A 23,329-nucleotide genomic window follows, 5' to 3' on the forward strand; every position below is an offset into this window, starting at 1 on the left:
CCGCGACTCCTAACTCATGGTTTCAATCGCCACCTTCGCCATTCCCTTGCTTGCCATCTGGTTGTGGTGGCCCCTCAATCGCATGTCGCTGCGAGCTCGAATTCTCGCCACTTTGCTTACAGCGATGCTGGGCATATTCCCGGCCATGCTTCTTCAGCTTCTACAAACAGGTGCAGTGCCATACATCCATATCGCTCCCTGGCAAGTGCCAAGTGGCTGGATTCTGGCGATCTTGCTGATGCTGGCCGTTTTTGTCGTGCTGCGCGATCTGCTCTGGCTGCTCGCTGCGCTCACAGGCCGTCAGGGCCTAGCGCAGCTCATTCATATTCCGGCCATCACTGTCGGTGCACTCGTCGTAGCGGGGGGCTGAGCGCCATTGGCATCTTCAATGCACTGCAGCCGCCCAGAGTGATTGAGCAGCCACTGGTTGTCAGGCACCTGCCCCCCGCACTGGAAGGCCTGCGCGTTGCCGTGCTGGCCGATATTCATGCCAGCCCCGTCAACGATGCACGCTATGTCAAAACCATTGTGGATCGCACCATGAGCGCCGCGCCCGATCTGATCGTTCTGCCGGGCGATCTGGTGGATGGCGACGCTGCCAGTGGACGCGCCCATGTGGCGCCACTGGCCAGGCTCAGTGCCCGCTACGGCGTGTGGGCCGCGCCGGGCAATCATGAGTACTACAGCGGCTACAACAGCTGGATGGCCGAGTTCCGCAATCTGGGTCTGAACCTGCTTGAAAACCGCATGCAGGTCATCAACATCAAGGGCAGCAAGCTGGCGCTCTCAGGCGTTGGCGACCCAGTCTATGGCCGCACATCGCCCAATAACGCCAACCCGAATGTGCCCGAAGGTATCCCCCCGATGTGGATGCCGTGGCCAAGCAGGCCCGCAAGGCAGGCGCGCAGTTTCATATTCTGCTGGCGCATCAACCCAAGTTCGCTCGTCTCAATGCGACGAAGGGCGTGAACCTGCAAATTTCCGGCCACACACATGGCGGTCTGATTGCAGGACTGGATCAATGGGTGGTCGCCCCTATCAACAACGGCTTTGTGCGCGGCGAGTATGAGATTGGGAATATGAAGCTGTTTGTCAGCAGCGGCGCAGGACTATGGGCCGGTTTTGCCGTGCGACTGGGAGTGCTGCCGCGCATTGAGGTTCTGACACTGACTGCCGAGAAATAAAAACCGGCCTTGGTTTTTCCAGGAAACCACAATCACCAAGGCCTCTATTACCCTCGCACTCTTACAAAGAAAATACTATCAACCATTTAAAGTATTTTGCTTAAATCAATCACATCTCAGGTTCTACATTTTTTGTATTTTTCCTGATCGGAAATATGAGGAGTTCAATACTCCTATAAATATCATTAGCTTAAGCGAATCTATATTGCTCGAAATTTAAAAATAGAATCAAAACCGGGCAACTCGAAACCACTCACTGACAAAAAGCTGTCGCACTCACTTAGATGCACAGCCAAGTCGCATCAGTCGCCGGGTCCCTGCCAATGCGCAGCTAAGATACAAAGCAGCTATCAAGGCCGTAATCATCGCTGGTGCACTGAAACCATTGCCTGAGCAAGCATGATGCGGCAAGCACCTATTCATTCAGGGCTTTGCCAGCAGCAGTAATACGACTGAGCAGCCAATGCCCGCAACCTATTTCATCGATTGCAGACAATGAATTGTTCACAATGCAGCAATCCGCTGACCCCCAACGCCAAGTTCTGCAAGAACTGCGGCGCCAGGCAAGAGACTCCGGCGGCAGAAACCGCCCCCATTGAAAAAATCTGTGGCGACTGCCAGGCAGTGTGCAAGCCACAGGCCAAGTTCTGTCCCAAATGCGGCACGGTGTTTGCTGAAGGTGCAGCTAATCCTGCCAATGCGGCGTCTGCCATTCCTTCATCTATTGCTGCGACTACATCTGCCGTTTCAACGCCAGCTATCTCAGCCATGCCAGTAGTGACAACTGCTTCTGATGCACCTACTGCGTCTATTGCACGCACAGAGCCGCCACTGATCGAGCCCATGGATTGGGCCGCAGCACCGCCTGCCACGATCAATGCGCCTGTATTTCCGCAGCGCAATAACAGCCCCCCGGCGTTCCCTCAAGAGCCAGTGCGCAGCAGCAAGGCATGGATCAAATGGGCCGTGCTGGTTCTGATCGTGGCAGCCGTCGCAGGCGGCGTGTTGATGGCCAGCAACATGAAGACACTCAGCGGCGCGAACAGCACGCCCACCGCATCGCAGGCGGGCAAGGATTCGGTGTCACCCGAGGATAAAGCCAAGGCCGATGCACTGGTAGGCCCGCAAGGTGGCAATGCAGCCGCAGTACCAGCTGCGCCGCTGAATGATCCATCCAGCGTCACCATTGCTCCGTCACCAGTCACAAACCCAGCGCCAGCGGCTCCTGTCATCAACACAAGTCCTGAACTGGCATCTCCACCAGCAGCGCCAACAGCACCTGCAGTCGCCCCTAACAAGCCTGCCCCTGTGAAGGTGCAACCCGCCAAGAAAAGCGGCGGCCCTTCGCTGGATGACCTGCTGGATTGAACCTCATGAAAATTGCCAAACTCACTCTCATCGCCTGCGCCGCCACCATTCTGAGCGGCTGCGCCACCCTGGAAGAGGCATCCACCTCGCTGAGCTGCATGCTCTCGCGCGTGACCAGCGCGGCTGACCCAAGCTGCGGCCCTGCGGCTGCGGCAACCACCATGTCCGGCGGCCACAGCGAGCGCTTCTCTCGCCTGCAAGCCGCGCTGAATCAAGAAACTCAGCAAGCGCAAAGCATTCAGGCTCAGGCTGTGCAAGCCATGCAGTCTCTCCCCGTCAAGCAGCGCGCCATGGCTGGGCCTGTGCTGACACAGCCCGTGTCCATTGCCGACGCGCAAAGCGGCCAGACGCTGCAGGTACGCGCCTTCTCTTCTGTGAGCGTGGAGATGCCGCTGGCCGCCAAGGGCCGCAAGGAATACACCCGTGCCATGGATCTGCTCAAAGAGCTGGCCAATGAACTGGCCGACAACCGCGGCTCCTCCAGCATTGTGGTTGACCAAGCCGATGCCGATGTGAAAGCCGGACGTGTGAACACCGCCACAGGCACCACCCAGTCCAAGGGCGGCAAGCCCGTGTCGGTCATCAAGCGAATTGATGCCGGAGTACCTAGCGGCGTGGAACGCTACACCATCGAAGCAGGTGCTATTCGCGGCAAGCTTTAAGAGCGGCTAACACTACCCCGCAAACCAACGGTTTGCGTTTGAGACGAGGCGCGAAGCCGCAGGCAGTACAGAAGTACGACAAGGCGAAAACGACGTATCAAGGGTTGTGTTACCAGTTCCAAGCGCCGCCTGAGCGGTGCAACCAAGGCCTGAGGTCACATCCAAAGGCTCAAGATCCATCAATAAGACAGGACGCGACATGAGAGAGCAATCACTGGGAGATATTCGTTTCGGCACCCTTGCCAGAGCCGCAGAAGGGCTGACTCAGTGGCGACCACTGCTCATGAGCTTTCTGACACTGGTGGTCTTTAGCCTGCTGATCGCTCTTGGTGCATCGATGCTCACCAAAACCGTTTTTATATCCAGCATCATCATGCTCATCGCACTGGTAGTGCTGATGGCTGGCTCATCGGCTGTTGGCATCATGCTGATGGACAAGGCAAAAAATGAACCGATTCGCTCTTTTGCAGCGGCCGCTTCCGCCGGTCTGCTGTGCCTGCCCAAATTCATTCTGGTCGGCCTGATCGTATTTGCGGCCACCCTGGTTTATGGGTTGGTCGCAGCCATCATTTACTTTGTCTGCAAGATCCCGTTTCTTGGCGGCATTTTGGCCTTTGTAGCCCACCCCATTCTGGTTCTGGTCGCCGCCGCTTTGCTGATCGCCATGATCTGGGTCATTGGCCCGCTGATGGGCCCGGCCCTGTGGAGCGGCCTGTCCGTCAAGGCGGCTCTGGCCAACGTATTGAGCATTGCCCGAAAGCGGCTGGTTGAAGTGGTGCTGATGGAAGTGGTGCTCTACATCATCCTCACGCTGATTTGCGTGATGCTGTTTGCAGGCTTGGTTCCAGCCACCATGTCGCTGACAGGCATGGCCATGAGCATTACCTCCAACGCAAGCAGCATGGGCGGATTAGGCGGCTATGGTTACGGCGGCGGCATAGGCAGCAGCATGATGGGCATGATGATGGGCAGCGGTGCCAGCACGGGTCTGATCTCAGGCCTGGGGGTACTGTTCGCAGTGATTGGCGCCTTGCTCGCCCAGGTCGCCGTGATGGGCATGAACCTGATTTATCTGCAAGCCCGCGAAAGCGTGGACCCGACGGAAGCCGAAGACGCACTCGATGGCCTGATTGGCGATGTACGCAAGAAAGCCGAAGAAGCCAAGGCCCACACCATGGCAGCCGCTGAACGCACCATGGCCGCTGCAGAGCGTGCCAAACAAGCCGCGTCAGATCGCCTGCAAGAAGCCTCTGCCAAAAATGCAGCGGCAAATACAACAGCAGATACAGCAGCCGATACCGCAGTGAATGCTGAACCCGCTACCCCAGCAGCATCGCTTGCCCCCATCATTGCAGCGACCACAGCAGCCGCTGCGGCGGCAGAGGCCCACGCCCGCCAAGCCGCTGAAGAAGAAGCTGCGCGACTGCGCACCGAAGCAGAAGTGGCCCGTGTACGCGCCGAAGCGGAAGCCGCTCGTCTGACGGCTGAAGCAGAAGCCCAAGCTCAGCAAGCCCAAGCCGAGCGCGCAGCCCAGGAACGTGTTGAAGCCCAAGCGGCTGAAGCGGCCCGCCAGCGTGCGCAAGCCGAAGCCGAAGCCGAAGCCGAAGCCGAAGCCGCTGAACGCGCAGCAGCCGCGCAAGCGGCACAGGCAGCCGAAGAAGCCCGCGAAAAGGCTAATGCGGCGCGCCGTGCAAGCGAGCTGCAATCCCAGCATGAAGCAGAAAAACGTGAGGCTGAGCGCCAAGAGGCCGCCGCGCGTGAAGCGGCCCGTGTCAAAGCTGAAGCTCAGGCACAAGCTCAGGCACAAGCTCAGGCTCAGGCCGAGGAAAAAGCCCGTCAAAGCCAGGCATTGACCCACTGCTCAGCCTGTAAGGCCACTATCGCGCCAGATGATATGTTCTGCGGGGAATGCGGCCACAAGCTGAAGTAATCCAGCAAAACAAAACAAAAGGCATCCATTTGGATGCCTTTTTTATGCCCGGCTCGATAGAACTACGGCTTTTCCGCCTCGCAAAGCTCTTCGGCGTTTTCCGTCAACTTCACGCGCACTAGCTTGCGTGCATCGGCATCAAACACCATCAAATCCGGGCAGTAACGCGGCCCTTGCGGTGTATTTACCTGCTGGTAGCTGGACCCATAGGCCTTGAGCACGCGCGGGGGCTTGCCCTCCTCAGGCTCGGCCAGCACCTGCAGCTGGTTCTGCCCCATGGTCTCTGCAGGGTTCGCATCACACCAGTCGCCGCTGGGCTCGCGCCCCAGACTCAGGCCATCGGCTCGCTGGTACAGGCCTGTGGGCCAGCGAATCTGGCCCTGAACATATTGCGGCATTTGATAGCAAGCCATGAGCTTTCCGCCCTTGCGCACGGGCAGCATATAACTCTCGGCCTGCGCTACCAGCTCCAGCCCCTGTGGCTTCCATGCATAAACATCCACACCATGGCTGCAGCAACTGGCACGCCACTCGCTGTAAATGCGCTGAGCCTTGGCATCAAACACAGGGGATGTGATGCCCTGCAAAGCCTGCGGGCCCAGCACAAACTGCTTTTTGGCCGGGTCATAGAGCCAGGTCGTAGTCGGAATATTCGGCCCTGCAGGCAATTGCTGCGCCTGTGTCAGATCGGGCCAGCCATCAAAATTGGCATCTACCCAGCTTGGCTGCACCAGCCAGCAACTGCCTTGCGCTGCGGTGGGCAGCTTTTGTTTCAAGCGCCCCTGCTCGTACACATGGATGGCTGAAACGTCCAGTTCCGTGAGCTGACCGCAGTCGGCCAGTGAGCGAACGGGCTGATTCAGCATCAGCCGCAACTCATAGCGCGTGGCATGAGCAAACGCTGGCGGCTGCAGCGCCAGATCCACAGGCCAGCGCCGCTTGCCATTCATGGACTGCCACTGCCCCTGCAAACGCGTGGGCGGCATGCCGAAAAAGGCAGCCAGTAACCAGCGCCCCGTGGGTTTCGCATCGCTGCTGCCCGTCATCGGTGTTTCGGTCAGCTGCCCGCTGGCTGCGCCCTCCAGGTCAATCATCGCGCCGGGACGGTTGCAGGGCTCATAGCAATAACTGCCGCCCACCGCACCATCCAGCCGCCACAGCTCAAGCTGCACAGCCTTGCCGGCCAGCGTGCCGCGATAGCTGGCGGACCAGACAGGTGCCTCGTGGATAGGGGGAACAGCCTCCTGCGCCTGCGCAGGAAAACACAAAGCGCTCAAGGCGGCCCCAATGCTGCACAACGAAAATTTCAAATACGTAGAAGACATAGGTACCTGCATCATCAATTTATTATTTGCATGCCAATCGGTTGTGCACCGTCAATTTGAATACGGCAAGATGTCATTCAGGCTTCTAGCATCCACAGCCCAAACGATTTATGCAATCAGACAAAAACACACAACAAAATCGCAATATGGGCCTGCTGGTCGCAGCCCAATCTCTAGGCGGGGCGTCGCCGCCCATCATCATCTCGCTAGGCGGGCTGGTGGGGCAGCAGCTGTCGAGCAATCCCACGGCCTCCACCTTGCCGGTCAGCATTTATCAGCTGGGTCTGGCGCTCTCCACCCTGCCTGCGGCCTGGATCATGAACCGCATGGGCCGCCGCGCTGCCTATGTCCTGGGTGCCATTCTGGGCGTGATCTCGGGCGTGGTCGCTGCGCAAGGCATTGCGCACAGCAACTTCATCACCTTTTGCATCGGTACGGCGCTGGCCGGTTTTTATGCAGCCTGCGTGCAGAGCTATCGCTTTGCCGCCACTGACCTGGTCGGCGAGCCCAGCGAGCAGGCCAAGGCCATTTCACGCGTGATGATTGGCGGGCTGATCGCCGCCATCATCGGTCCGCAGGTGGTGATCTGGACACGCGATCTGCAACCGGCCACGCCGTTTGCCGGCAGCTTTTACAGCCAGGCCTTTCTGGCCCTGCTGGCCCTGCCCTTGCTGATGGCACTGCGCCTGCCGCCGCCCCCGTCCAAAACCTTAGCCAAGGGCGACGCCAGACCGCTGCGCGAGATTGCCCGCACGCCGCAGTTCATCGTCGCCTGCGCGGCCGGCGTGGTCAGCTATGGACTGATGGCGTTTTTGATGACGGCAGCGCCCATGGCGATGGTGGGCTGCGGTCACAGCGTGGGCGAGGCGGCCATGGGCATTCAATGGCATGTGCTGGCCATGTTTGCGCCCAGCTTTTTCACCGGCCGCCTGATTGCACGTTTTGGCAAACGTTCCATCACCGCCTTGGGGCTGCTGATGATTGGCGCGGCGGGAGCGCTGGCTTTGATGGGCCTGGATATCTTCCATTTCTGGGGCTCGCTGATCCTGCTGGGTGTGGGCTGGAACTTCGGCTTTATCGGCGCCACGGCCATGCTCACCGAGTGCTACCGCCCCTCGGAGCGCGCCAAGGTACAGGCGCTCAATGACTTTCTGGTCTTCGGCACGGTAGCCGTGGCCTCTTTCGGTTCAGGCCAGCTGCTGCACAGCGCCGGCTGGAACGGCATCAACATCGGCATGCTGCCCCTAGTAGCTGTGGTGCTGCTGGGCCTGCAAGCCCAGCGACAAAAGTCAGTAGCCCGCTAAAACCATAGCTTCTTGCGCTTACCCTGTATTGGTTTGAGGCCGATTTGGCTCATTTTTTCTCAACAGGCTGCCGCACTCCCAGCCAGAGCACGGCCAGCCAGGTCAGCAATGCCATGCTGGCCAGCCAGGCCAGTTGCGACAAACCTGCCAACAAGGGCGCACCCAGCTGATTGAAACGCAGCGAGGCCTCTATCCCCGCCGTGCTGGGCGAAAGCCAGCGCAGCCACTGCAGCGGCTCGGGCAAAGCCTCGACCGGCCAGGTGAAGCCCCCGAGAAAGGCCAAGGGAATAGAGGTGAACAACACCAGCTGCAAGGCCCGCTCGCGGTCGGCCAGCCACCAGCCCAGCAGGGTGGCACAGCCCACCACAGCAGGTACAAAGCAGGCCAGCAAGGCAAGTGCCCCCCAGGGGTTGCCGCCATGCGGAAAGTCCTGCCAGACAAAGATCCAGCCAAAATAAAACAGTCCCGCCAGCCAGCCCGGCACACACAGCGCCAGCAGCCGCGCCAGCCATTGGCGCGCACCGGCACGGTCAGAGCCTTGTTCACGCCAGGTTCCCACCAGCAGCGCGCAGCCCATCAACAAGGTTTGCTGCAGGATCAGCACGGCCACGGCCGCCACCACAAAGCTGCCATAGCCTTCCGTAAGGTTGAACAAGGCCACGGCCTGCGAATTCACGGGAGAACGCCCCGCTGCCGCCTGTGGTGCACTTTGCCCACCCGCTTCCAGTCGCTTGATTTCCACGCCTGCAGACACGGTGCCAAAAGCCTCGGCGAAGCCGTATTGCACCTGCTTGCTCACCAGCGGATAAGCACCATTCGCGTAGACGGGCACGACCACATTCGCGCGGCGCAACACATCGCGCTTGAGATCGCGCGGCAGCAGTGCATAGCCCATGACCTCACCGCGCAGCAAAGCCTCTCGGGCCTCGCCCTCATCGGCCGTCACCAGTTGCGGATCGATGCGGGGACTGGCATGGGCAAAGCGCAGCATTTGCCTCGCCAGACTGGAGTTGTCCTGCACCACGACGGCGACGGGCACACGCTGCACGACCTGGGTACTGTAGAACCAGGGATAGAAAAAGCCGTAAAGCACCGGTGCGCCCACCAGCAGCAAAAGCGCGCCCTTGTCGCGCAGCATGAGGATCAGACTGTCCAGCCAGAGCCTGAAAAAGCCGATGTCGGAACGGTCCATGACTTAGCGCCCTCCCCATTTTTCGGGCCTGCCCAGACCGCGCAACAAACCCGCCGAGGCCAGCGCCAGCAACACCAGCGCAGCCAGCAGCAGGCCGGCAACCACGGGCAGGGTCTGCGCCACGGGTGCGCCCATCTGCCACTGCTCGATTTGCAGCCTGGCGTAATGGGTGTAGGGCATGGCCAGTGCCCAACCCCTGGCACTGTCCGTCATCGCCAGCAAGGGAAAGCCAACGCCGCTGAACGCAAACGCAGGAGCCGACAGCAGGCCTGTGCCTGACAGCGCCGTGCGCAGCGACAGCGTTATGCCCGACAGCGCGGCTCCGGCCGCCAGACTCACAGCCACCAGCGCGGCCAGCCCCACGGCAATCCAGCCGATGCTGCCTGCCACCGTCCAGCCCCGCAGTTGCGCCAGATACAGCAAAGCCGCCATGCCGCAGCCCCACAGCAGCAGCGCAGGCAGCAGCAGCTTGCCCAGCAGCGCCGCAGCCACCGAAGCCATGCCCGCTGACTGACCACCAGGACTCAGCCAGCCCCCCAGGGTGCGTTCACGCAGCTCGCGCCCCACGGACCATGCACCGGCCGTCATGGCCAGAATATGAATCAGCGCAGGAACCAGGGCAGCGGCCAGAAACTGCTCGTAATTGGTGGAGACATTGAACAGCGCCACCAACTGAGTCTTGATGGGCTCCATCTGCACCTGCAGCACCTGGTGGGGCGAGCCGCGCTTGGCCGCCGTCTGCATTTCCACACCGGCCGACAGCGTGCCGACCACCTGCTTCAAGTCACGCTGCAGCAGGCTGGATGCCGTGGCCAGCTGCGCGTTGTGCAGCAGGGTCACCGTGCCACCACGGCCCTGCTTGACATGGGTTTCCAGATCGGGCGGGATATGGACCACGCCATAGACCTCCATGCGCAGCAGCGCGTCCGCTGCCTCGCCCCGATTCAGTACGGTCTGGCGCACATCCAGTCCCGGCGTGGCCTGCAGCATGCGCACCAGCTGGCGCGACAGCGCAGAGTGGTCTTCGCTCCAGACGGCAATCGGCAAGCGATAGGGCTGGCCTGCGGAAAAAATCCAGCACATCAGCGCCAGCGTCAGCAGAGGCACCCAGCTGACCATGGCCCAGTCCCAGGGGCTGACTCTGAGCCGACCCCATTCGCGGCGCAAGCTGGCGGTAAAAACGCTCACGCACCGGCTCCGACAATGCCTTTGACAGTGCCTTCGACGATCACGCTCATGCCAGGACGCGCGCCCTCAATGGGCTGGACGGGCTTGGCTTTCACCTCAAAGGTGCGCGCATCGAAACCCTGGCTGCCACGTGTAGTGCGCCAGGTGGCAAAGTCGGGCAGCACGCCGAGAAAGTTCACCTCGAACTCGGCCTGCCGGTTTCCCAACGCCGGCAACCTGCCGGTAAAGCGGCTTTTCATGGCAAAGCGCTGTAACTGGTCCTCCCGCACATTGAGCACCACCCACTGATCGCTCAGATCCACCACCGTCACCACCGCCACTCCCTGGGGCGACAGCTCGCCCTGCTTGGCCAGCACATTCGCCACTTCGCCGCCCACGGGGCTGCGCAGCTGCGTCTCGGCTTCGGCGGCCTTGACCTCGGCCACCACACCATCGACCTGGCGCACCTGCGCGTCCGCTGCGCTCTTGTCTTCCTTGCGCGCGCCGCTGGCCGCCATCTCGTACTGTGCCTTGGCGGCGCGTGCCTGGGCATCCGAGGCGCGCCAGTTGGTCTGTGCCTCGTCACGCTTCTGGGCAGAGACCAGACCCTGGTTGAACAGGCTTTGCACCCGGTCGTAAGAAGTCTTGGCCAGATCAGCCGCCGCCTGGGCGCGCTCCCAGCTCAGGCGTGCCATCTGCACTTCTTCGGGACGCGCGCCGTTGCTGGCCTTTGCGGCCACGGCCTGCGCCGCATCGCGGGCAGCCTGCGCCTGGGCCAGCTTGGCCTGCACCTCGGGGCTGTCCATTTCCACCAGCAAGTCGCCCGGCTGAATACGCTGCCCCTCGGTCACAAGCACTTTGGAGATGCGTGCCGTCACCTTGGGTGCGATATCGGTTTCACGCGCCTCCATCTGCCCCTGAAAGAAAGGGGCGGCAGGTTGGGCGGAGCGCCAGAAACCCCAGACGATAAAGATCAGCACCGCAGCCGCGACGATCACCGCCACGACCGGAAGGCGTCTGTCCTTCTGGGCTGCTCGGCTGGAATCAGGGCTTGAATCATGGCCGGATGGCGGATTGGGTAAAGGTGTATTCATGGTGCGTCTGAGGTGATCTGGATATCGGCACGGGCCATGTAGCGGCTGAACTCATCGGCCTGCCCTGTACTCTCAAGCAGGGCGGCCAGGGCCTGCACATACTGGTTGGCAACAGAGGCACGCTCGGTCTGCACCTTGGCCAGATTGAGCTGGGCGTCGATCAAGTCCAGTGCAGTGCTTGTGCCTTCTTTCAGCCCCGCCTGGCGCAGACGCAACAGTTCGCGAGCCAGATTTTCCTGAGCCTGACCAGCCAGATACTGGCTGCGAGACTGCTCCACGGCCAGCCAGTTCTTCTCGACCAGCAAGCCGATGTCGGAACGCACCTGGGCATCGGTCAACTCGGCCTGCTCCACCTTGCGCTGGCCTGCTGCCGAAAGCTTGTCACGGTCGATGCTGTCCCACAGCGCCCAGCGCACCGCCACACCAGCCACCCAGTTGGGCTTGCCCGAGGTGTTGACCTCACGCATGCCAAAGGCCAGCACCTGCGGCTTGCGCAGCGCCTCGGTGGCATCGTGCAAAGATTCGGCCTGGCGGCGCTTGGCAGCAATCTTGCTCAGACCCGGATGATGACTCTGTGCCGAGTCCAGAAACCGCTGCAGCGGCGGCAATGCTTCGCTGCTGACAAACAAGGGCGAGCTGGGTCGCACAGCGACATTGGCATGCACGGTGCGCAGCAACGCACTGCGGGCCAGCCGCGCATCGTCATCGGCCTTGCGCGACTGCTGCTGAGCCTCGGCCAGGGCCGCGCTGGCTTGCAATCGCTCGACCTGGGCAATGACGCCGGCCTTGAGCATGCGTTGGGCCGCGTCATCATGGGCACGCACGCCTTCCAGCGCGCGCTGGCGTAAGGTTGCAGCCCGTTCGGCCAGCTGGGTTGTGAAATAGCGCTGTACCAGCAGGGTCTGGAGCTGATCCGCACTGCTGGCCGCATCGGCCACCGCCTCGTCGGTCATGGCATCGAGCTCGCTGCGCACGGCATTACCCAGTCCGCCCATGTAAAGCGGCCAGACAGCGGCCAGACTGGCCGAAGCCGCTGTGTCCTTGCGCTGCAAGTTGTAGTTGGACGGCAGGCTGGGCAGCTGCGCCACGGCCCCGCCGAGCTGCGGCGGCAGCAGCGAGATACCGTTACCCAGAGCACGCCGTGCAGGGTCCAGGTCCAGATCGACATTGGCCGAATAGCGGTAGCCCAGGCCGATCACGGCCACTGACGGGCCGCCCAGCCCTTCCATGCCTTCGCGGCGCAAACGTGCGCTGTCCACGGCCTTGGAGGAGGCTGCCAATTGATCCGAACGTTCCAACAAAGCGGCCCTGGCCTGCTCAAAGCTCAGGGAATGGGCCGCCGGAGCTGTCTGCGCCTGCACCGAGGTCGGCAATGCCGCCGCCATCAGCAGACTTAAGGTCAAGGAAAAGCAGCTGATATTCATGAATAGCTAGAGGCTCGCTTGAATACTGGGGAGAAAACAACGAGATATCCGGGTCCGGATCGAAACAATATTGCAGCACCGGCAGTCTTCCCAAAGCAGCACGCTCTCTGCAAACACCATATCCGACCCGCTCTTTTCAAAAAGCATTATCCATGGCTGATTGCATGTGCATAGCCTGACTCGCCGGACATCGCCTCTTCCACCGCGCGCATGCCGTCGCGGCTGAGATATATCCCGCAGCCTTCTGGTGCTCGAAGATACGGACCAGGACTGTTTTTCGAATCTGGAGAACACCGCGCAACGAGATACGTCTGCGCGCAATCACCCACGGCTTTAACCCATCGCAACAGCCCACCACTTTGGCACAGCGCTTCGACTCACCTCGCTTGCTATCAATATAAAAGCTGCTTGTTCCTGATATGAAATGATTTCAAGGACTAAATGGCTTCAACAAACGCCACATTGAGCGCATGCTGCTACGTTTTTGAAAGCACGGCTTACTCCAACACACAGTCTGCGCGATCTGCGCACACAAATCCTTGCCACAAGCGGGCGAGAGCCGCAAGTAGCCGCTACACTTTGCGCCGCAGGCCTGCGTGACCACGATAATTGGAACGCGGGCCTTTTTTACCCTTTTCGAGGTTTTCGCGCACCGCCATGTCCACCGTCTTCAACTTCACCTTTGTCCCCTGGTTCCGGTCTGTGGCCCCCTATATCCACAAGTTCCGACACCAGACCTTTGTGGTGGGCCTGACCGGTGAAGCCATTGATGCAGGCAAGCTCAGCTCCATCGTCCAAGACCTGGCCATGATTCAGGCCATGGGCGTCAAAATCGTGCTGGTGCACGGCTTTCGCCCTCAGGTGAACGAGCAGTTGCGCCTCAAAGGCCAGGAGCCGCGCTACTACAACGGCATGCGCGTGACCGACTCCATCGCTCTCGACTGCGCGCAAGAAGCCGCAGGCCAGCTGCGCTACGAGATTGAAGCGGCCTTCAGCCAGGGCCTGCCCAACACCCCCATGGCCGGCGCGCGCGTCCGCGTGATCTCGGGCAACTTCCTCACCGCCCGCCCCGTGGGCATTGTGGATGGCGTGGACTTCATGCATTCGGGCCTGGTACGCAAGGTCGATGTGGAAGGTATTCGCAATGCGCTGAACTCTGAAGCCATGGTGCTGGTGTCGCCCTTTGGCTTCTCACCCACGGGCGAAGCCTTCAACCTCAGCATGGAAGAAGTCGCCACCCGCGTGGCCATTGAACTCAAGGCCGACAAGCTCTTGTTCTTGACCGAAGTGCCTGGCATCCGCATGGATCCCACCGGCACCATCGACGAAAACAACCCCATCGATACCGAGCTGCCGCTGGACGCCGCCCGCCGCATGCTGGCCAAGCTGCCCCCAGCACAAGAACCCACCGACGTCGGCTTTTACCTGCAGCACTGCGTGCACGCCTGCGAGCATGGCGTGGAGCGCAGCCACATCCTGCCGTTCTCCACCGATGGCGCGCTGCTGCTGGAAATTTATGTGCACGACGGCATCGGTACCATGGTCATCGACGAAAAGCTCGAAGAGCTGCGCGAAGCCACGATTGACGATGTGGGCGGCATCATTCAGCTGATCGAGCCCTTCGAGCGCGACGGCACGCTGGTCAAGCGCGACCGCACCGAGATCGAGAGCGACATCGCCAGCTACACCATCATTGAGCATGACGGCGTCATCTTCGGCTGCGCAGCCCTGCACCCCTACCTCGAATCCAAGACCGCAGAAATGGCCGCCGTCACCGTCTCACCCAAGAGCCAGGGCACGGGCGACGGCGAAAAACTGCTTAAACGCATAGAGCAACGCGCCCGCGCCCTGGGTTGCGACACCATGTTCGTGCTGACCACGCGCACCATGCACTGGTTTATCAAGCGCGGCTTTCAGCCCGTGGACCCAGAATGGCTGCCCGAAGCGCGCAAGGCAAAATACAACTGGAGCCGCAAGAGCCAGGTTCTGGTCAAAAAACTGTAGACGCAGCTTGGGCCTAGGGGGCCGGCTTGCAATTTTTAATAACTGTCTCGACCCCTGTAATGCTCAACCCACAAAAAAGCCGGCACGAATGCTGGCTTTTTTGCGCGACTCAATTGCTTTGAGCTCAGAGCATCATGCCGCCGGACACTTCAATGCGCTGCGCCGTGACCCAATTGTTTCCTTCAGATAGCATTGCAGCTAACGCGCCACCCACATCGTCAGGCAGCCCTACACGCCCCATGGCCGTGAGCCCGCTCAGATGCGCATTGACTTGCGAGTTATCGCGCACCATGCCACCACCAAAGTCGGTTTCAATGGCGCCGGGAGCAATGGTGTTGACGCTAATTCCACGGGCTCCCAGCTCCTTGGCCATGTAGCGCGTCATCACCTCAACACCGCCCTTCATTACGGCGTAGGCGGCATAGCCCGGGAAGGTGAAGCGCGTCAAACCGGTAGAGGTGTTGATGATTCGACCACCGTCTTTGATCAAGGGCAGCAACTTTTGGGTCAGGAAAAAAGGACCCTTGAGGTGAATGCTGACGAGCAGGTCAAACTGCTCTTCCGAGGTTTCGGCAAACGGTGCCGTGAGCCCAATTCCGGCGTTATTGACCAAGTAATCGAATTGATCGCGCTGCCAGGTCGCCTTCAGTGTGCTTTGAACCTTTGCCATAAAAGCATCGAACGTCTTGCTGTCTGCCACGTCCAAGCGCAGCGCCACGGCTCGGCTGCCCCGAGCCTCAATCTCTTGCACGACCTCAAGGGCCTGCTGCTCATTGTCTTTGTAAGTAATGATCAGATGCACGCCTTGCTGTGCCAGCTTGAGCGCTTCGTTGCGGCCCAGTCCACGGCTGGCACCAGTAATCAGAGCAATGCGAGGGTTGGAGGTCGTCATGTTCATCTCCTGAAGGTTCGTGGTTGCGATGGAGTGACTTTAATAATTCATAAAAAAAGAATAAACCTTTCAAAAAAGATCACACTGTTTATTGAAAAAAAACAATCAGTCTATGGACCTTGACTCAATTCGCATCTTTGACCGTGTGGCCGAGCTGCAAAGCTTCACTCAGGCTGCCGAGCAATTGAATTTGACCAAAAGTCGCGTTTCCACTGTCGTACAACAACTGGAGCAGCACATAGGCACCCGCCTGCTACAGCGCACGACAAGGCAGGTACGCCTCACAACCGATGGCGAACAGTTTCTGGACGGCTGCAAGGCGCTACTCAATGATGCGGAGCAGCTGAAAAGCATGTTTCAGCCCGCTGCAAGCGGCTTGCGCGGGAGCTTACGGATTGAGTTGCCCACCACGCTGGCACGCGATGTCGTCATGCCCCAGCTGCCCGAATTTCTGGCCTTGCACCCCTTGCTGGAGGTAGGCATCAGTACCAGCGACTATCTGGTCGACTTGGTCAAGGACGGCTTCGACTGCGTGGTGCGTGTCGGCACGCTGGCAGATACCGGTTTGATTGCACGCCCCCTAGGCATGATGGCAATGTGCAACCTGGCCAGCCCCGCTTATTTGAGCCGACACGGAACGCCCCACACGCTTGCAGACCTGGCACAGCATCAAATCATTCACTACGCCAGCAAACTCGGCACCCAAGGGGCTGGCTGGGAACACCAAGTCGGCCACAAGCGGGTGGTAGAGCCCATGCGCTGTGCACTTGTCGTCAATGGTGCTGACGCTTACGAAGCCGCCTGCGTTGCCGGCCTGGGGCTGATCCAGGCTCCTGTTCATGGCATCCAGGCCTTGGTCAATCAAGGCTTGCTCGCCAAAGTCATGCCCGACTTTACTGCCCCGCCCATGCCGGTTTCATTGCTGTATCCCCATCGCAAACATATGGCTCCACGAGTCTCTGCCTGCCTGAATTGGCTTGCCCAGGTCATTGAACGTCACCTGGCCCAAGCGGGCCAATGAGCAGACGAAGAAGGGCCAGAGTGCTCCCACGATCAAGATGCGCGTTGGATCAGCAAAACGCAGTCATTGGCAGCCTGGAATTGAATCCAATGCTTTGATCGGTCCTTGCCATGCCACCCTGAACAACCTTAGGCTCGTTGACAGTGGGGATGTCCGCGATATCGCTGCGGCTGCACGGGTTGCCGATTCATGCCCTGAGCGTCGGTTCGACATCCATAGGGAATTGGTCCACGGTGTAGGCTCAAACGAAGCACTGGGCAGTTGGAGATAACTGCTCCCTGACTTCAACCCCACAGACTCCATCGCTCCTGCGATCCAGAAAACACAAGGACATGGACATGACGCTGAAAGTTGTTTTTGCCGGTGCTTTGTGCCTCCATCCTCAAGCGCGGGCTTGGCCCATGGCACTTGTTACGGCTTTGCTGTTCGGCGGGCCTGTGCAACTGGTGCAGGCGCAAGTGATCGAGGCATCGGGCGATGTCGACCCGTTTCCGCCCCCATCACCGGGGCCGGTGTGGAATATAGGCGGCAGCCTGTCCGTGGGGAAGGCGGGCACAGGTGCGCTGACGATCCGGGATGGAGCCGTAGTCAAGGGTGCCAATGGCCATATCGGCGAGCAGGCCGGCAGCAATGGCACGGTGACAGTCACTGACAAAGACTCAAGCTGGACTAGCGCTGGAGGGCTGACTATCGGTGAGCGCGGCACCGGCAGGCTCAGCATTCTTGACCAGGCCCAGGTGGTCAGCCGCGACGGCACTTTGGGCGATTGGGATAGCGGCAGCGGTGAGGTTCTGGTTTCCGGTGTCGGTTCGCGCTGGGGTATTAACTCCAGTTTTCTCATCGGCATTTCAGGATCGGGCCTGTTGAACATACAGAACGGCGGTGTGGTCAGTAGCAACTTCACCAGCCTGGGCCTTTCAAGCGGCCGCGGCCAAGTGGCCGTGTCGGGCGCAGGCTCGGCCTGGCTCAATGCCTTTGATATCACGATTGGGGACAGCGGCTTTGGCGAGTTGTTGGTCAAGGAGGGCGGCCTAGTGCGCACCGACACGGCCTATATAGGTAGTTTTGAAGGAAGCCGGGGAACTGGCTTGGTTTCTGGCAGTGGCGCGCTTTGGGAAAGTGGGGCTTTATCGGTAGGCGTAGGAGGTTCCGCAAGCTTGCAACTCAGAGACGGTGGTCGCATGTCCGTTTCTGGCAGCGGGGTCGATCTCGCTACCTACAGCACAGCATCGGGAGCGATTTATATCGGCGCAGCATCTAACAACCCAAGCGATGCAGTGGCCCCAGGCACGCTGGAGACAGCGCAGCTGCGCTTTGGCGAAGGCTCGGGCACGCTGAACTTCAATCACACGGGCAGCGCCTATGCCTTTGCCGCAGCCCTTTCCTCTGCACCTACCGGCTCTCACCAGATCAATCACTATGCCGGCGTGACCCGCCTGACCGGCGACAGCCTTGGCTTCCTGGGCCAGACCCGCGTGCAGGGCGGCACGCTGATTGTGGATCAGCGGCTTGGTGGGACGGCCTTGGTCAACGCTGGGCAGTTGCAGGTGAACGGAAGTTTCGCTGGGCCGGTCAGCGTGGAGCAAACCGGGACGTTGACCGGGTCCGGCACGGTCAATGGTGCGGTGAGGTTTTCCAACGGTGGCGTGCTGTCTGGCGTGCAAGGCCAGACCTTGACGGTGGTGGGCAATCTGAGCCTTGACAGCGCAAGCGATATCAATGCTGCCTTCGGCGCCCCTGGCAGCACGGTACTGTTTCGGATCGGCGGTGATCTGGTGCTGGACGGCAATCTGCACGTCAGTGATATCGGCGGCTTTGGTCGCGGAATCTATCGCTTGTTTGACTATGGCGGTGCGCTGACGGACAAGGGTCTGCTGATCTCGACAAGCCCTACGGGAATTCCCGCCGGTGAGTTGCATATTCAGACCGAGGCAAAAGGACAGATCAACGTGGTATCGGCCCTGGGTGCCACGCTGCGCGCCTGGGATGGCGGCAATACGTCGCTGGATGACAACGGCGTGATTGACGGAGGCTCGGGGACATGGCGCGCCGATGGCGCAAGCTGGACGGAAGTGGACGGTGCACTGAACGGGCCTTACCAGCCCAATCCGGGCTTTGTCATCTTCCAGGGCACAGCGGGAACCGTGACTGTGGACCGCTCGGCGGGCTCCATTGGCATCATGGGTGCGCAGTTTGCCAGCGACGGTTACCGAATCGACGGCGACAGCATCGATTTGCAAGGTGAGAATGGGATGACTATGGTGCGGGTTGGCGATGGAACGGCGGCAGGCGCAGGCATGAGCGCAACCATCACCGCTTCACTGACCGGTGCGAGCCAGCTGGTGAAAACCGATATGGGCACCTTGGTGCTGGGAGGACGCAACACCTACTCTGGCGGCAGCAAAATCGACAGCGGTGTGCTGTCAGTGTCTAGCGATGCCAATCTGGGTGCCGCATCGGGCGGCATAGAGCTGAACGGCGGAACGCTGGCCACGACCTCCAGCTTTGATACCGGCCGCACCATCACCTTGAGCACCGCAGCCGGGCGCGTACAGGTCGCAAGCAATACCGAACTGGGCATGACGGGGGCTATCGTGGGCAGAGGAGGCCTGGTCAAGCAGGGTCTGGGAACACTGCGCCTGGACAATGTGAGCAGCACTTACAGTGGGGCCACCGAAGTGGCACAGGGACGGCTGCTGGCGGGCGCCGCCAATGTGCTGAGCCAGGGCTCGGCCCATACAGTGGCGGCCGGTGCGGTGCTGGATATTGCAGGCCGCAGCCAAAGCATTGCCGCCTTGAACAACAGCGGCCTGGTGATGCTCAGCGACCCGAACAGCAGCAGGCCGGGCACGGTTCTCAAGATCACCGGCCCTTATGTGGGCAATAGTGGTGCGCTGAGCCTGTCTGCAAAGCTGCAAGGTCCGGGCAGCGCCAGCGACATGCTGCTGCTCAGCGGTAGAAATGCCGTGGCGAGTGGCAACACCACACTTGTCGTGAACAACGCAGGAGGCCTGGGTGCGAAAACCGATACCAAGGGCATCGTGGTGGTCGGCACGGAAAACGGTGCCAGCCTGAGCCCGGGTGCTTTTACGCTCGCTGGTGGGCAGGTCGATGCCGGTGCATTTGAATACCGTCTGAAAAGTGATGCCTCAGGGGCCTCGCTGCATTCGAGCATCAACGGTATCGATACCTCCTATCGAGCGGAGGCTTCGTTGATCAGCTCATTGCCCTCACAGCTGCGCCAAGCCGATCTGACCTTGGTAGGCAACCGGCAGCAGCGTGTTGGCGACGATATCAACGAGGGCGGTGATGGCCGTCAAGTTCGCCAGACCTGGGGACGGCTGATCCGAAGCGAGCCACGCATCAGTCAGCCGGGATTGGTGAGCGCGCGAAGTCGGGCCGTGCTGACAGGTTTTCAGGTGGGACTCGATGTCTGGGCGAATGGCGACTGGAAAACAGGCCTGTATGTGGGGCAACTCAGCGGAGACGTGCAGGTGCTAGGCTTTTCCGGCGGGCAACAAGGTCAGGACGTGGGCTTCAATAGTCTTCGCAATCGCTATATCGGCGTATATAGCAGCTACCAGAATGCACAGAACTTCTACCTGGATGCGGTGCTGCAGGCCGCCGACTACCGAAGCGAGCTCTACACCCGCAGCAATGCCAGGGCGCTCACCAAGGGTCATGGCTGGCTGGCATCGCTGGAGCTTGGTCAGCCTCTGCCCTTGCACGGCGGCTGGCAGATTGAGCCGCAAGCGCAGTTGATTTACCGCAGCATGTCCCTGGCCGACACCACCTTGGGGACCACCCGGGTCGGCATCCGCGCAGACAATGACTGGCTTTTGCGCCTGGGGGCTCGCATCAAAGGCCGCTTCCCGACTTCCGTCGGTGTGTTCCAGCCTTCGGTGCGGGTCAATCTCTTCCATGCCAGTCGCGCCACGGATGTGGCCAGTTTTATGACCTCGTCAACGACCACCGCCATCCCGGCCCGAGGTGGCTACACCAGCACCGAGCTTGCGGTTGGCGGCACCTTGAAGTTGAACCCCATGACCAGCGTTTATGCCGAATTGAACAAGCTGTGGGCCAACGGTGGCGATACACGTGTCAAGACGGGAGTGCAGGCCATTCTGGGCGTAAAACGAAGCTGGTAGCTGGTAGCGCCTAAGGCATCAAAAAACGCGCTCAGCACAGTTTTTCAGGCAGGTTTGCTATTTTTTCTTATGCATATTTGAGGCCTTTTCCAAATCACCACTTTGCCTTTGTTGCGTTGCGTCACAGCATTCGGGTGCCAACTGGTTACAAAGGCGTATCTGACTTGAGCAAGAGAGATGCCATGACCCCCCTTCCTCCGCAAGCCATCAGCCAGGACGTGCTGGCCGAAAAATACCTGGCCACAGGCGAGCAGACCGAGCAAGACCTGTTCGCCCGCGTGGCGCGGGCGCTTGCTGCGGTTGAAAAACCCAAGCTGCAGGCCCACTGGCAGCAGCAGTTTCTGGACAACCTGCAGCGCGGAGCGATTGGTGCGGGGCGCATCATGGCGGCGGCGGGGCTGGATACCAAGGCCACGCTGATCAACTGCTTTGTGCAGCCCGTGGCTGACGCAACCAATGGCTTTGACACACAGGGCAACCCTGGCATTTACACCGCGCTCTCGCAGGCGGCCGAGACCATGCGACGCGGCGGGGGCGTGGGCTATGATTTTTCCAACCTGCGCCCGCGCGGCGCACTGGTGCGGGGCACCAATTCCTATGCGTCGGGACCCTGCTCGTTTATCGATGTGTTTGATGCGTCTTGCACCACGGTCGAATCCGCCGGTGCGCGGCGCGGTGCGCAGATGGGTGTGCTGCGCATTGACCACCCTGATGTGCTGGAGTTCATCACCTCCAAGCGGCAAAAAGGCCGCTGGAACAATTTCAATGTCTCGGTGGGTGTGAGCAGCGCCTTTATGCAGGCCGTCAAAGACGATGCGACATGGGAGCTGGTTCACATCGCCAGCCCCAGCAATGCACAAATAAAAGCTGGCGCACATTTGCGCAGCGATGGGCTCTGGGTCTATCGCAGCACGCCCGCACGTGAGTTGTGGAACGCCATCATGCAATCGGCCTATGACTTTGCCGAGCCGGGCATTCTGTTTCTCGACAACATCAACGCCGACAACAACCTCTGGTACGCCGAGCAGATCGCTGCCACCAACCCCTGTGGCGAGCAGCCGCTGCCGCCTTACGGCTGCTGCGATCTGGGGCCCATCATTCTCACCCGCTTTGTGCGCGAGCCGTTCACGCCACAAGCGCATTTCGACCTCGCGGCCTTCCGTGCCTCCGTCGCAATACAGGTGCGCATGCTGGACAACGTTCTGGACGCCGCTGTCTGGCCCCTGCCAGAGCAGCAGCGCGAAGCCCAGCAAAAGCGCCGCATCGGCGTGGGCTTTACGGGGCTGGGAGATACGCTGATCTTGCTGGGTCTGCGCTATGCAAGCGACGATGGACTCAAGCAAGCGGAGACCATCGCCCGCGCCATGCGCGATGCCGCCTACGCTGCGTCTGTGGAGCTGGCGCAGGAAAAAGGAGCCTTCCCGCTCTTCAACGCCAGGCAGTACCTGAAAAGCGGCTTTGCTAAACGCCTGCCCAAAGACCTGCGCGCAGACATCAAAAAGCATGGCCTTCGCAACAGCCACCTGCTGTCCATCGCGCCCACGGGCACGGTATCGCTGGCCTTTGCCGACAACGCGTCGAACGGTATAGAGCCCGCATTCTCGTGGACCTACACTCGCAAAAAGCGCACGGCTGATGGCGGCGAGCAGTTCTACACCGTGCAAGACCATGCATACCGGCTCTACAAGGCCATGCATGGCGACGACGCCCCCCTGCCCGACTACTTTGTCAGCGCTTTAGAGATGAGCGCCAGCGAGCATGTGGCCATGATGCGCTGCGTGCAGCCTTTTATCGACACTTCGATTTCCAAGACCGTCAACATTCCCGCCGACTATCCGTTTGAGGACTTCAAAAATCTTTATATGGAATGCTGGGAGGCAGGCCTCAAAGGCTGTGCCACCTACCGCCCCAACGACACACTGGGTGCTGTGCTGTCAGTGGAATCCGAAGAAAAAGTGCCTGCACCGCAATCTAGACAAGCGCAAGCAGCTATCAATTCAGGAATCAACAGCGGCATGGGCGCCGTGATCGAGCGCCGCCCCGAAGGCCCGCTCAACGCCGTAGTCGACAAGATCGAATACTTCACCCACGACGGTGCGCGGCGGCTGTATCTGGTCGTCAGCTTCATGGTGGTGGATGGCGTGGAGCGCCCCATCGAATTTTTCATGCCCGTGGGCCAGACGGGCGAGAGCCAGCAATGGATCACAGCCACCATGCGCAGCCTGAGCCTGGCCGCGCGCGGCGGTTTTCTGGACAAAGCACTGGCCGATCTGCGCAAGGTCGCCTGGGACCGCGGCCCCGTGCGCTACGGCAACAAGCTGCGCGACGATGGCAGCCGCATTCCGCTGTGGCATGACAGCGAAGTGGCCCTTCTGGCCTATGCCATTCAAAGCATCATCGCCAACCGGGGTCTGCCCCAGCCAGCACCCAGTAGGGAGGCCACGCCCGCATCAGCACCCGAGCCAGAGATAACAGCCCCTGTCAGCGGCAAAAAATGCCCGGACTGCGGCGCGCACGCCATGATCAAAAAAGATGGCTGCCAGTTCTGCACGGCCTGCGGCCATATGGGATCTTGCGGATGAAACTCTTAAAGTTTGAATCGTTAGAGCGCTGG

The 23,329-nt window shown here is 60.4% G+C and carries 17 protein-coding genes; 11 read left to right on the forward strand and 6 right to left on the reverse strand.

The annotated features are described in order from the left end of the window. Window positions 1–16 precede the first annotated feature (16 nt). From CLU84_RS22390 to CLU84_RS10590, 6 genes are all read left to right on the forward strand, one after another. Window positions 17–370, forward strand: coding sequence for a hypothetical protein (locus CLU84_RS22390; protein WP_233209995.1), 354 nt, complete (start codon window positions 17–19; stop codon window positions 368–370). 38 nt (window positions 371–408) lie between these two features. Further along, complete coding sequence (locus CLU84_RS22395) at window positions 409–969, forward strand: metallophosphoesterase (protein WP_233209996.1); 561 nt, start codon at window positions 409–411, stop codon at window positions 967–969. Further along, window positions 966–1,184: a hypothetical protein gene (locus CLU84_RS22400; RefSeq protein ID WP_233209997.1), complete on the forward strand. Its 219-nt coding sequence runs from the start codon at window positions 966–968 to the stop codon at window positions 1,182–1,184. The genes CLU84_RS22395 and CLU84_RS22400 overlap by 4 nt, the downstream gene beginning before the upstream one ends. Window positions 1,185–1,679: 495 nt before the next feature. Next, on the forward strand, window positions 1,680–2,552 hold the full coding sequence (locus CLU84_RS10580) for a zinc ribbon domain-containing protein (RefSeq protein WP_099737132.1): 873 nt from the start codon (window positions 1,680–1,682) through the stop codon (window positions 2,550–2,552). Between the two features lie 5 nt (window positions 2,553–2,557). Next, window positions 2,558–3,214 carry a hypothetical protein gene (locus tag CLU84_RS10585; protein ID WP_099737133.1) on the forward strand — a complete coding sequence of 219 codons (657 nt, stop codon included), beginning with the start codon at window positions 2,558–2,560 and terminating at the stop codon, window positions 3,212–3,214. 199 nt (window positions 3,215–3,413) lie between these two features. After that, a complete protein-coding gene (locus CLU84_RS10590; RefSeq protein ID WP_099737134.1) occupies window positions 3,414–5,144 on the forward strand; it encodes a zinc ribbon domain-containing protein in 1,731 nt (576 codons plus the stop codon). 62 nt (window positions 5,145–5,206) lie between these two features. Here the strand turns inward: CLU84_RS10590 and CLU84_RS10595 are convergent, their stop codons facing one another. Further along, window positions 5,207–6,421 (reverse strand): hypothetical protein, encoded by a 1,215-nt coding sequence (locus CLU84_RS10595; RefSeq protein ID WP_233209998.1) that lies wholly within the window; start codon window positions 6,419–6,421, stop codon window positions 5,207–5,209. 158 nt (window positions 6,422–6,579) lie between these two features. Here CLU84_RS10595 and CLU84_RS10600 point away from each other — a divergent pair, with 158 nt between their 5' ends. After that, window positions 6,580–7,773, forward strand: a complete 1,194-nt coding sequence (locus CLU84_RS10600) for an MFS transporter (RefSeq protein ID WP_099737135.1) — start codon at window positions 6,580–6,582, stop codon at window positions 7,771–7,773. A 49-nt stretch (window positions 7,774–7,822) separates the two neighbouring features. Here the strand turns inward: CLU84_RS10600 and CLU84_RS10605 are convergent, their stop codons facing one another. The 4 genes from CLU84_RS10605 to CLU84_RS10620 are packed head-to-tail and all read right to left on the reverse strand — an operon-like array spanning window position 7,823 to window position 12,611. After that, a complete protein-coding gene (locus CLU84_RS10605; protein WP_369826858.1) occupies window positions 7,823–8,911 on the reverse strand; it encodes an ABC transporter permease in 1,089 nt (362 codons plus the stop codon). A gap of 57 nt (window positions 8,912–8,968) precedes the next feature. Next, complete coding sequence (locus CLU84_RS10610) at window positions 8,969–10,153, reverse strand: ABC transporter permease (protein WP_099737137.1); 1,185 nt, start codon at window positions 10,151–10,153, stop codon at window positions 8,969–8,971. Then, entirely contained in the window at window positions 10,150–11,226 is a 1,077-nt protein-coding gene (locus CLU84_RS10615; protein ID WP_099737138.1) for an HlyD family secretion protein, read from the reverse strand. The genes CLU84_RS10610 and CLU84_RS10615 overlap by 4 nt, the downstream gene beginning before the upstream one ends. Next, on the reverse strand, window positions 11,223–12,611 hold the full coding sequence (locus CLU84_RS10620; RefSeq protein ID WP_369826859.1) for a TolC family protein: 1,389 nt from the start codon (window positions 12,609–12,611) through the stop codon (window positions 11,223–11,225). Before CLU84_RS10620 ends, CLU84_RS10615 begins: the two co-directional genes overlap by 4 nt. Before the next feature lie 696 nt (window positions 12,612–13,307). Between CLU84_RS10620 and argA the strand changes: the two genes are divergently transcribed. Then, entirely contained in the window at window positions 13,308–14,654 is a 1,347-nt protein-coding gene (gene argA / locus CLU84_RS10625; RefSeq protein ID WP_099737140.1) for an amino-acid N-acetyltransferase, read from the forward strand. 124 nt (window positions 14,655–14,778) lie between these two features. On the opposite strand, the gene CLU84_RS10630 is transcribed toward argA, so the two are convergent. Further along, the gene (locus CLU84_RS10630; protein WP_099737141.1) at window positions 14,779–15,546 is read right to left on the reverse strand and encodes an SDR family NAD(P)-dependent oxidoreductase; all 768 of its coding nucleotides are present in this window, start codon (window positions 15,544–15,546) and stop codon (window positions 14,779–14,781) included. A gap of 112 nt (window positions 15,547–15,658) precedes the next feature. On the opposite strand from CLU84_RS10630, the gene CLU84_RS10635 reads away from it, so the two are divergent. The 3 genes from CLU84_RS10635 (at window position 15,659) to CLU84_RS10645 (ending at window position 23,297) form a co-directional block, all read left to right on the forward strand. After that, the gene (locus CLU84_RS10635) at window positions 15,659–16,567 is read left to right on the forward strand and encodes a LysR family transcriptional regulator (protein WP_099737142.1); all 909 of its coding nucleotides are present in this window, start codon (window positions 15,659–15,661) and stop codon (window positions 16,565–16,567) included. A 338-nt stretch (window positions 16,568–16,905) separates the two neighbouring features. Continuing rightward, the gene (locus CLU84_RS10640) at window positions 16,906–20,715 is read left to right on the forward strand and encodes an autotransporter domain-containing protein (RefSeq protein WP_158235184.1); all 3,810 of its coding nucleotides are present in this window, start codon (window positions 16,906–16,908) and stop codon (window positions 20,713–20,715) included. Window positions 20,716–20,897: 182 nt separating this feature from the next. Beyond that, on the forward strand, window positions 20,898–23,297 hold the full coding sequence (locus CLU84_RS10645) for an adenosylcobalamin-dependent ribonucleoside-diphosphate reductase (protein WP_099737144.1): 2,400 nt from the start codon (window positions 20,898–20,900) through the stop codon (window positions 23,295–23,297). The last annotated feature ends 32 nt before the right edge of the window (window positions 23,298–23,329 follow it).

Source organism: Comamonas sp. 26, assembly GCF_002754475.1.
GTDB lineage: Bacteria > Pseudomonadota > Gammaproteobacteria > Burkholderiales > Burkholderiaceae_C > Comamonas.